Annotated in this window: 11 protein-coding genes; 7 read left to right on the top strand and 4 right to left on the bottom strand. The window is 69.1% G+C overall.

Going from position 1 to position 10,109, the window contains the following annotated elements:
- Nucleotides 1-304 precede the first annotated feature (304 nt).
- The 5 genes from IPI43_21860 to IPI43_21840 all read left to right on the top strand — a co-directional run bounded on the left by IPI43_21860 (nt 305) and on the right by IPI43_21840 (nt 4,784).
- A complete protein-coding gene (locus IPI43_21860; protein ID MBK7776744.1) occupies nt 305-910 on the top strand; it encodes a hypothetical protein in 606 nt (201 codons plus the stop codon).
- A gap of 148 nt (nt 911-1,058) precedes the next feature.
- A complete protein-coding gene (locus IPI43_21855) occupies nt 1,059-1,595 on the top strand; it encodes a hypothetical protein (GenBank protein ID MBK7776743.1) in 537 nt (178 codons plus the stop codon).
- A complete protein-coding gene (locus IPI43_21850; GenBank protein MBK7776742.1) occupies nt 1,592-2,161 on the top strand; it encodes a hypothetical protein in 570 nt (189 codons plus the stop codon). The genes IPI43_21855 and IPI43_21850 overlap by 4 nt, the downstream gene beginning before the upstream one ends.
- An 87-nt stretch (nt 2,162-2,248) precedes the next feature.
- Complete coding sequence (gene metG / locus IPI43_21845) at nt 2,249-4,282, top strand: methionine--tRNA ligase (protein MBK7776741.1); 2,034 nt, start codon at nt 2,249-2,251, stop codon at nt 4,280-4,282.
- Between the two features lie 52 nt (nt 4,283-4,334).
- Entirely contained in the window at nt 4,335-4,784 is a 450-nt protein-coding gene (locus IPI43_21840) for a DUF393 domain-containing protein (protein ID MBK7776740.1), read from the top strand.
- A gap of 422 nt (nt 4,785-5,206) precedes the next feature.
- Here IPI43_21840 and ptsP read toward each other — a convergent pair whose 3' ends face one another.
- The 3 genes from ptsP to rapZ are packed head-to-tail and all read right to left on the bottom strand — an operon-like array spanning nt 5,207 to nt 8,150.
- On the bottom strand, nt 5,207-6,997 hold the full coding sequence (ptsP, locus tag IPI43_21835) for a phosphoenolpyruvate--protein phosphotransferase (GenBank protein MBK7776739.1): 1,791 nt from the start codon (nt 6,995-6,997) through the stop codon (nt 5,207-5,209).
- On the bottom strand, nt 6,994-7,245 hold the full coding sequence (locus tag IPI43_21830; protein MBK7776738.1) for an HPr family phosphocarrier protein: 252 nt from the start codon (nt 7,243-7,245) through the stop codon (nt 6,994-6,996). The genes ptsP and IPI43_21830 overlap by 4 nt, the downstream gene beginning before the upstream one ends.
- Nucleotides 7,246-7,280: 35 nt before the next feature.
- Nucleotides 7,281-8,150, bottom strand: coding sequence for an RNase adapter RapZ (gene rapZ / locus IPI43_21825; protein ID MBK7776737.1), 870 nt, complete (start codon nt 8,148-8,150; stop codon nt 7,281-7,283).
- Between the two features lie 42 nt (nt 8,151-8,192).
- On the opposite strand from rapZ, the gene hprK reads away from it, so the two are divergent.
- Both hprK and IPI43_21815 read left to right on the top strand, forming a co-directional pair.
- A complete protein-coding gene (gene hprK / locus IPI43_21820) occupies nt 8,193-9,182 on the top strand; it encodes an HPr(Ser) kinase/phosphatase (protein MBK7776736.1) in 990 nt (329 codons plus the stop codon).
- A 101-nt stretch (nt 9,183-9,283) separates the two neighbouring features.
- Nucleotides 9,284-9,700 (top strand): PTS sugar transporter subunit IIA, encoded by a 417-nt coding sequence (locus IPI43_21815; GenBank protein ID MBK7776735.1) that lies wholly within the window; start codon nt 9,284-9,286, stop codon nt 9,698-9,700.
- Between the two features lie 62 nt (nt 9,701-9,762).
- Here the strand turns inward: IPI43_21815 and raiA are convergent, their stop codons facing one another.
- A complete protein-coding gene (gene raiA / locus IPI43_21810) occupies nt 9,763-10,095 on the bottom strand; it encodes a ribosome-associated translation inhibitor RaiA (GenBank protein MBK7776734.1) in 333 nt (110 codons plus the stop codon).
- Nucleotides 10,096-10,109: the final 14 nt, after the last annotated feature.

Below are 10,109 nucleotides of genomic sequence, written 5' to 3'. Positions count from 1 at the left end.
CGCGGGGGGCACGTGATCATGGGGAACGACGGTTCGAGTGGTGGGCAGTCCCCTCCGCTGAGCCGCGCTGGCAGGTCCGGCAGGTGCAGGCCGGGACCCGCCCAGCGTTGACTTCGAGCTGAGGGACATCGACACTGTCGGTCAAGGACGACGAGCGTTGGGACATTCCGTGAGCGAATGGGGTGCTGGTGTCCGTGATGGGGTGACGCTCCCGCTCGTGACGGCCACGCATTGGCGATTCTGCGCGCACCATTGGGCGCGCATGACATCGCGGTGTTCCCGCACCCTAGCCACGCACATCATCGTGTCGTTCGCCACGTTGATCCTGGCAGGATGTGAGCATACTAACGACTGTTTCCACCTGCGTCGCGAGATGCCCGTCATTGAACTCGTCGATCGAATAGGCGCTCCAGGTATTCCCTACTACGACACAGTGCTCTCGTTCGCGATCGGCTACGAGCGCTATCCGCGGTGCTCCGCCTTTGACCCCATGGTCCCCGGAGCGCGTATTTCCATGTCCAATGTTGGCGTTGGGGCCGAGCGCTTTGTCTGCACACTCATGACTGCGGATGCTCAGATCGGGGCAGTGAGCATTCCATTCGCCCTTCCGTTCGACGACTCCATGCTGGATGGCGCCACGCTCTACTACTTCAGCGAGCTGCGGAGAGGCGAAGGCGACTTGCTTCTCGGCGCTTCATCAGCGCAGTTCGGAGAGTGCAGCGGCTACTGGCTGGTCGTGGTGAGCTCCGGCATCGACCCCGACAGCGGTGATCCCTACACCGACCCTGGCGAGGGGAGCCTCCCCCCTTGGACCGTCTATCGGATGTTCCGCCCGAGCGACGACCCAGGGTGCGTGGATATGGAGCCGTGCGTGGATGGCTTCACCGCGCGGATGGTGATGCAACCGTGAAGCGACATGTGGCGTTCGTCGTGCACCATTGGGGCATATGACATCGTTATCCACTCGCACCCGAGCCACGCACATCACCGCGTCGTTCGCCACGTTGATCCTGGTAGGGTGTGATCATACCAACGACTGTTACCACCTTCGCCGCGAGATGCCCGTCATTGAACTCGTCGACCGAGTAGGCGCTCCAGGCATCCCCTACTACGACACAGTGCTGTCGTTCGCGATTGGCTACGATGACTATCCGCGTTGCTCGGACTTCGACCCCATGGTCCCCGGAGCGCGAATTTCCATGTCCAATGTTGGCGTTGGAATCGAGGGCTTCACGTGCGCACTCATGACTGCGGATGCTCAGATCGGGACGGTGAGCATTCCATTCGACCTTCCGTCCGACGACTCCACGCTGGATCGCGCGACGCTCTACTACTCCAGCGAGTTGGCGATAGATGAAGGGCACTTGCTTCTCGGCGCTTCGTCAGCGCAGTTCGGAGAGTGCAGTGGCTACTGGCTGGTCGTGGTGAGCGGAGGCACCGACCCCGACCGCGGTGATCCCTACACCGACCCTGGCGAGGGGAGCATCCCCCCGTGGGTCGTCTATCGGATGTTCCGCCCAAGTGACGACTCAGGGTGCGCAGACATGGAGCCGTGTGTAGATGGCTTCACCGCTCGGATGGTGATGCCACCGTGACGGGACGTGTGGCCTTCGTCGTGGTCGCGCTGGCCGCACTCGGGGCTGGCTGCGCGCTGAGCCACGAAGTGGGCGAACGCACCGACGCTGGGCCGGTCGAGTGCTCCGCCGACATCGGCGTGGACCTCGGGCCGCTGTCACTCGACGACTGTGATCCGCGCGAGTTCGGAGGCGCGTTCCACTACATCGACTTGTGCATCCCGGTTCAGGTCAATGTCGCCGACATCGCCGAGGTGGCAGGGTACTGGCACGGAACCGGCTCGATGCGCTGTGAGTGGGTGGTGGCGTTCAACTTCTTGGCCTCCTCCACCACGCACGAGGGACGCGGCGCGCTGATCACCTTCGAGGAACGACGCTGCCCCCAGCTGGCTCCCGTCTGCCGCGAGTGTTCGTTCTTGCCCGTGGTGTTCGAACGCCGGCCCCTCTTCCGCTCGGCCGATCCCAGCGAGGTGGTGCGCGGCGAGTACCGCATCGCGATTCGCGGCTACCGCGGGGAGGCGTTGTTGCGCGTCACCCGCGAGCCCACGCTGCCCGACGAGCAGTGCGTGCGGTTCCTGCCCGAGTGACGACGAACACGCGGGCTCGCTCGAGCGGGGGGGTGCCCATGCCCCGGAATCCTGGTAACAGGCCAGTCCCGGAGAGCCGAGCGCACCATGAAGCCCTTCTACGTCACCACCCCGATCTACTACGTCAACGACAAGCCCCACATCGGGCACGCGTACAGCACGGCGGCGGCGGACATGTTGGCGCGCTACCACCGCCTGCGCGGGCAGCCCACGCGCTTCCTCACGGGCCTCGACGAGCACGGGCTCAAGATCGAGCGCCGCGCCCAGGAGCTGGGCCGCGAGCCGCAGGAGTTCGTCGACAGCATGGTGCCGCCGTTCGAGGAAGCCTGGAAGCTGCTCGACATCACCAACGACGACTTCATCCGCACCACGTCGGAGCGCCACAAGCAGGGCGCGCGGCGCCTGTGGGAGAAGCTCGTGGCGTCGGGCGACATCTACCTGGCCGACTACGAGGACTGGTACTGCGTGGGCTGCGAGAGCTTCAAGACCGAGAAGGAGCTGCTCGAGGGGAACATCTGCCCGGACCACAAGAAGCCGGTCGAGAAGATCCGCGAGAAGAGCTACTTCTTCAAGCTGAGCGCCTACACCGACAAGTTGCTCGCCTACTACGACGCGCACCCCGACTTCGTGAAGCCCGAGGGCCGCTTCAACGAGGTGAAGAGCTTCGTGCGGAGTGGCCTCAAGGACCTCAGCATCTCGCGCTCGAGCTTCTCGTGGGGCATCCCGGTGCCGAACGAGCCCAGCCACGTCATGTACGTGTGGCTGGACGCGCTCACCAACTACCTCTCCGCGCTGGGTGGACCAGCCGAGCCCGGCGAAGCGCCGCTGTATGACGAGTTCTGGGGCGCCGACGCGAACATCGTCCACATCGTGGGCAAGGACATCCTGCGCTTCCACACCATCTTCTGGCCCGCGTTCCTGATGAGCGCCGGCATCCGCCTGCCCTCGCAGGTGTGGGCGCACGGCTGGCTCACGGTGAACGGCGAGAAGATGAGCAAGGGCCTCGGCAACTTCCTGCCGCCCGCGCCGCTGGTGGAGGCCTTCGGCAGCGACATCCTGCGCTACTACTTCCTGCGCGAGGTGAGCTTCGGGCAGGACGGCGACTTCAACCACAAGAACCTCATCGCTCGCTACAACAACGAGCTGGGCAACGGCCTCGGCAACCTGCTGAACCGCATCCTGCCGTTCTTGAAGAAGTTCGACGGCAAGGTGCCCGCCGTGGGCACGCTCACCGGGGCCGACGCAGCGCTGGCCGCGCTGGCGGAGTCGGTGGCCACGCAGGTGCGAGAGAGCCTCGACGGCGTGAACATCAACCGCGCGCTCGACGCCATCAAGGAGCTCATCGACGCGGCCAACAAGTACGTGAACGACGAGGAGCCCTGGAACCTGAGCAAGGACGAGGCGAAGCTCGGGCGCCTGGCCGAGGTGGCCTACGTCACGCTCGAGAGCGTGCGCTTCCTGTCGCTGATGCTGGCGCCCGTGATGCCCAACAAGGCCAACGAGCTGCGCGCGCAGATCGGCCTCGGGCCGTTGGTGCCGGCCGTGGGCGTGGACGCCTGGCCTTCGCGCTTCGGTGAGCTGGCCGCCAGCACCGAGGTGACCGCGGGCAAGCCCGTATTCCCGAAGATCGACGCGAAGCAGGAAGAGGCGCTCTTGGCGCGGCTGGTGCCCGAGGCGGCGGCCGACGCGGCCCCGAAGCCGACCAAGGCCGAGAAGCGCGCCAAGGCCGCGCAGGCGCAAGAGAGCAAGGCGCCCGCGGCCGAGGCCAGCGAGACCGCGGCGTCCGCAGGTGACGGCACCATCGAGTTCGACGACTTCGCCAAGGTGGACCTGCGCGTGGGCCTGGTGCTCAGCGCCGAGAAGGTGCCCAAGAAGGACCGCCTGCTGCGCCTCGAGGTGGACCTCGGCGAAGGCACGCCGCGGCAGATCGTGGCGGGCATCGCCGAGCACTTCAGCCCGGAGCAGATGCTGGGCAAGCGCGTGGTGGTGGTGGCCAACCTGGCCCCCCGCAAGCTCGCGGGGCTCATGTCGCAGGGCATGATCCTGGCCACCGACGTGGAAGGCGGCCTGCGGCTGCTGGGCGCGAGCGACGACGTCGCCCCTGGCACGCGCGCGAAGTAGCTCGGGTCCAAGGCATGTGTAACCGATCCCTGCCGCCGCGCGTGGAGAGGTCATGGACACCGCAACGCTCACCTCCGGCGCGCAGCTCCCCACCGCGGCGCTCGGCAAGTCGATCATCCTCGTCGATGGGCTGTGCATCTTCTGCAACCGCCTGGTCGCCACCATCGCCAAGCACGATCGCGCCGAGCGCTTCTTCTTCGTGCACATCCAGTCCGCCCTGGGCCAGGCCATCCTCACGCGGAACCAGCACGACCCGACCGACATCGACAGCGTCTACCTCGTGACCGACGCGGGCACGGAGCGCGAGCGCCTGCACCTGGACGGCGCGGCGGGGCGCCTGATCTGGCCAGCGCTGTTCCGCGTCGCGGTGCTGTTGCGCTTCGTCCCGCTGGTGCTCCTGAACCTGCAGTACCGGCTCTTCGCGCGCGTGCGGTACCGCCTGTTCGGCGCCAGCACCACGTGCATCGTGCCCTCGCCAGAGCTGCGCGCGCGGGTGCTCTAGCGGCCGGCGCCAATTCGCTTTGCTGCAAGCCACAATGGGCACCCACGGCTGAAGCCGTGGGCAGCAAACCACGTGATCGTACTTCCGAAAGTCCCCCGCCTGCGGCAGGGGACTACGTGGCGGACAGCGGGGTTTGTTCTACCCAAGGTGGCCGGACACAGGCACCCACTGGAGGTTCCCGATGTGAACTCATCGGCCCCAAGGGAACGAGACCCGGGGTCCGGGTACCCTTGGTAGAACGGCACCGACTCGCGGCCATCTAGTCCGACCCGCAGGGGCGGACTTTCAGGTCGCCCAGGCCTGGTTTGCTGCCCTCGGCTTCCAGCCGGGGGTGCCCATAGTGCCTTGCTGCAAGGCGAACTGGGCCCCTAGCAAGATGTGTAGACTCTTCAGGCTCGAGCCGTGGGTGCCAATCCCCCCGCTCACCCCTCGCCGGGCGAGTACCCCTGCTCCACCCAAAGGTCCGCCAGCACACCACTCAGCTGCGCCACCACGCGCTGCTCCACGTCGGCTGCATCGCCCATGCGGATCGCCTCTTGGGCCAAAGGCTCGAGGCCTTCGAGGGTCAGCCGCCGGATGGTGGCCGCCGCCACGGGCAGCGCTGGAGGAGGCACCGACAGCTGGCGCGCGCCGAGGCCGAGCAGGATGGGCAGGGCGATGGGATCCGCCGCCGCGTCACCGCACACCCGCACGGGCTTCCCAGCGCGCTGGGCCTGGGCGATGACGTGGTAGATGGCCCGCAGCAGCGCAGGCTCGAACGCGCGCGCCCAGCGCGCCGAAGCCGGATCCGCGCGGTCCACGGCGAGGCTGTACTGGAGCAGGTCGTTGGTGCCGATGGCCACGAAGTCCACGTGTGGCAGGAACACGTCCACCATGAGCACCGCAGCCGGGACCTCGATCATGGCGCCGATGGGGATGGGCGGGAGCACGAGGCCGGCGCGCGTGAGGGCCTCGCGCTCCTCGGCGTAGATGCCGAGCGCAGCGAGAAGATCGCGCCGGCTCACGACCATGGGGAAGAGCAGCTCGGCGCGGGCGCCGTCGACCTCGGCGCTGGCCCGCAAGGTGGCGCGCAGCTGGGCGCGCAGCAGCTCGTGCGACTCGAGGGCGAAGCGCAGGCCACGTGGGGCGAGCGCAGGGTTGGGAGACGGCTGCCCCTCGCGCGCCGCCCGCGGGAGCCCCTCGCGCAGCTCGTCGGCGCCCAGATCGAAGGTGCGGAAGGTCACCGGGTGCGGCGCCACATCGCGCAGCAGCTGCGCATAGGACCGCGCCTGGGCACCTTCGGAGGGCAAGCTCGGCCCCGCCAGGAAGAGGTACTCGGTGCGAAAGAGCCCGACGCCCGCAGCGCCTCGCTCCCCGAGCGCGCTCCCCTCGGACGGGAGCTCGATGTTGGCGCGCAGGTCCACCGCGTGGCCGTCTGCTGTCCGCAGCGGCTCGTGCGCGCGGTCGGCCAGCCCCCGCAGGAACATGTCGAAGCGCGTGGCCCGTGCGCGCGCGCGCAGCTGTTGCTCCTCGCTCGGGCGCACGAGGCAGACCCCGGCGAAGCCGTCCACCGCCAGCGGCGTGCCGGTCTCGATGGACGTCAGCGCGTCACGCACCCCCACGACGGCGGGGATGCCCAGCGCACGTGCCAAGAGGGCGGTGTGACTGGTGGCGCTCCCACGCGTGGCCACCAACCCCACCACGCCGCGCTCACGCATGCGCAGCGCCTCGCGCGGAGGCAGGTCACGCACCACCAGCACCACCCCGGGCGGAGGCTCGGCCACCGGCTTGTGGCCCGCGAGGGCGTCCACCAAGTAACCGGTGACTTGCTCGATGTCGTGGGCCAGCTCGCGCAGGTACGCCCCGTCGGAGGTCTCGAGCGTGCGGGCGAAGCCGCCCATCACCTGCTGGAGCGCGCTCTCGGCGTCCAGCAGCTCGTCTCCGATCAGGCGCTCCACACGGGCGCGCAGCGTGGGGTCGCAGGTGAGCTGCCGGTGCGCCTCGAGGATGTCGCGCAGCGGCGCGCTCGGGACCGACGCGGCGGCCGCGATGGCGTCTTCCAGCTCGGCGTGCGCGCGCTCGATGGCCGCCCCGAAGCGCCGCAGCTCGGACGCGACGCCAGCGCGGGCCACTCGGCGGATTCCTGCAGGACGGACGCGTGCCATGACCCACGCAGGCCCGAGCGCGATGCCCACCGACACCGCCACACCCCGGAGCGACAGGCCGTCGCTCACTCGGCCTCCCCGAAGCGGTCGCTCACCAGCGCCACCAGCGCGTCCACGGCGGCTTGAGCGTCCGTGCCCCACGCCGACACGGTGATGGTGGAGCCTGGCGTCCCGCACAACAGCAGCACGCCCATGATGCTCTTGGCGTCCACGTGGTGCTCGTCCTTGGAGAGCTCCACGGCGGCGCGGAAGCGCGAGGCCAGGGCCACCAGCTTCGACGCGGCGCGCGCATGGAGTCCGAGGCGGTTCACGATCATGACGCGGGCCTCGGCGCGCTGGTCTCCGGGCTCGCTCACCCCTTCACCCGCTCGACGTCGCGGTGCACCACCCACGTCTCGCGCCCGAGCGTGCGCAGCTCGGCGCCCAGCGCCTCGGCCGTGGCCACCGAGCGGTGCCTGCCGCCCGTGCAGCCGAGCGCGATGGTGAGGTAGCTCTTGCCCTCTTTCTCGTAGCGCGGCAGCGCGTGCGTCAGCAGCTGCCGGATGTCCGCGTAGAGCTCCTGGGTGGCCGGCGCGTCCAGCACGTAGCGCGCCACGCTGGGGTCGAGCCCGCTCTCGGCGCGCAGCGCCGGCTCGAAGTAGGGGTTTGGCAGGTGGCGCAGGTCGAACACCAGGTCCGCGTCCGTGGGGATGCCGTACTTGAAGCCGAACGAGACCACCCGCGTGACCATGCGCGCACCCGCGGCCCCGCGCTCCACGAAGTCCACGATGGCGCGGCGCAGGTCGTGCACGCTCAAGCGGGTGGTGTCCACCACGTGCGTGGCGCGGGCGCGCAGCTTGGAGAGCCGAGTGCGCTCGGTCTGGATGGCCTCCCACAGCTCACCGCCCGGCGCGAGCTTGTGCGGGCGCCGCGTCTCGCTGAAGCGCCGCACCAAGATCTCGTCCGCGCAGTCCAGGAAGAGCACCTCCACCTGGTGGCCGCTGCTGGTGAGCCCGTCCAGCACGCCGCTGGTTCCTTCCAGCAGCCCGCCCGTGCGCACGTCGATGCCGAGGCCCACCCCGCGCGTGACGGCGTCTCCCGCGAGCGTGTCCAGAAGCGCCGGGGCCAGGCTGGGCGGCAGGTTGTCCACGCAGAAGAAGTCGAGGTCTTCCAGCACACGCAGGGCAGTGCTGCGCCCTGCTCCAGAGAGCCCCGTGACTACGACGACGTGCAAGCCCGACACGCGAGCGAGTCTAGCAGGAACCTAACCTGCTAGCCTCGCGCCATGAGCGAGCACGAACGCGGGCCGAGCGCGCGCCCGGCGCCTCCCCGGCACACCACCACCCAGGAGCTGCTGGCGGTCCCCAAGGTGGCCGCCGACATGCAGCTGGTGGCGGGCAGCGCCGGGCTCGAGCGGCGCATCACGCACCCGCGGGTCCAGAAGGCGGGCCTGGTGCTGGCCGGTCACCGAGTGGGGCTCGTCCCCACGCGCGTGCAGCTGCTGGGCGGCACGGAGATGAGCTACCTCGAGACCTTCGACGAGGCCGAGCGGCAGAAGAAGCTGGGCGTGCTGTTGGCCATGGGCCCGAGCTTGATCGTGGTCACCCGTGGCGCCACGCCCTTCCCCGAGCTGCTGGCGTCGGCCGAGGCCACGGGCACCCCGCTCGCCGTCTCGCAGCCGCGCTCGAGCGGCACCATCGCCACGCTGCACAACGCCCTCGACGACATCCTCGCGCCGCGCGAGTCCGTCCACGGCGTGCTGGTGCAGGTGCACGGCGTGGGCGTCTTGCTCACGGGCCCGAGCGGCATCGGCAAGAGCGAGACGGCGCTGGCGCTGGTGGAGCGCGGCCATCGCCTGATCGCGGACGACAACGTGCTGCTCACACGGACGCCCAGCAACGAGATCCACGGCGCGCCGCCGCCGCGACTGCGCTACCACATCGAGCTGCGCGGCATCGGCATCGTGAACGTGCGCGATCTCTTCGGCGCCACCGCCGTGCGTGACCGTGCCCCCGTGGAGCTGGTGGTGGAGCTCTGCCACTGGGACGACGCCGACCACTTCGAGCGGCTCGGGCTGGACGAGCTGCGGCGCACCCTGCTCGGGGTGGAGCTCGCCATGCTGCGCATCCCCGTGCGCCCGGGCCGGAACATGGCCGTCATCCTCGAGGTGGCGGCGCGCAACCAACTGCTGAAGCGGGCCGGACGCCACGCGGCCCGTGACTTCGTTCGCTCACTACACCGCGACGCCGGCCTCGACGATCCGCGCAACGATTGAGCGGGCGCGCTGGATCGCGTTGCATTGCTCGCAGCGCTGCGGTAGTGCTGCGCCCACGCATGTTGGTGGAACTCCTGAGTGCCAAGCGGATCCTTCTCGGCGTGACGCCCAAGGACAAGCTCGCGCTCATGAGCACCATCGCCGACGCCTTCGCCGCCGACGACCCCGCGCTTTCCGCCGCCGCCGTGCTCAAGGTCCTGGAGGACCGCGAGCGGCTGGCCAGCACGGGCGCCGGGAGCGGCGTGGCCATCCCTCACGGCCGGCTCGCGAAACTCAAGGAGATGCGCGCAGTGCTGGCCATCATCCCACAGGGCGTGGACTTCGACGCCATCGACGGTGACCCGGTCACGCTGGCAGTCGCCATCCTGGGCCCACTCGATCAGCCCAGCGAGCACCTCAAGGCGCTGGCGCGGGTGAGCCGGACCGTTCGAGACGAGCGGGTGCGCGCGCTCCTGGTGGCGGCAGACTCCGTGGAAGCCGCGCTGGCGGTGCTAGCAGACCACGCCGCGCGCTTCTGACGGGGCCGGCGCCGCGCGGTAGACCAGGCGGTCACCACGCGACGCCGGGGCTTCACGCGCGCTCAGGCGTCGTGCTTGCCGAGGTGCACCGACTGGTCGGCGTGACGCATCTTCGCGGTGGCAGCGTCCTTCTTGCTCCGGACCTGGCGATCGATCTTGTCGATCACCATGTCGATGGAGGCGTACATGTCCTCGGACTCTTCAGTGCCTGCGTAGCGCTGACCCTCACACACGACGCTCACGTCGACCTGGTGGAGGTGCCTCTCCGTGCCGACGATCACCTCGGCGGTCAGAGGGGCTCGCAGGAACTTCTGCAAGCGGCCGATTTTCTCGGTCGCGTAGGCCTTGATGCCATCAGACGGTTCGAGGTGGCGGAAGGTGAAGTTGATTCGCATCGTGCCTCCGGGGC

It is taken from the genome of Sandaracinaceae bacterium, assembly GCA_016706685.1.
Lineage (GTDB): Bacteria > Myxococcota_A > Polyangia > Polyangiales > Houyiibacteriaceae > JADJJE01.
This window is presented reverse-complemented; position numbering and strand designations above follow the sequence as displayed.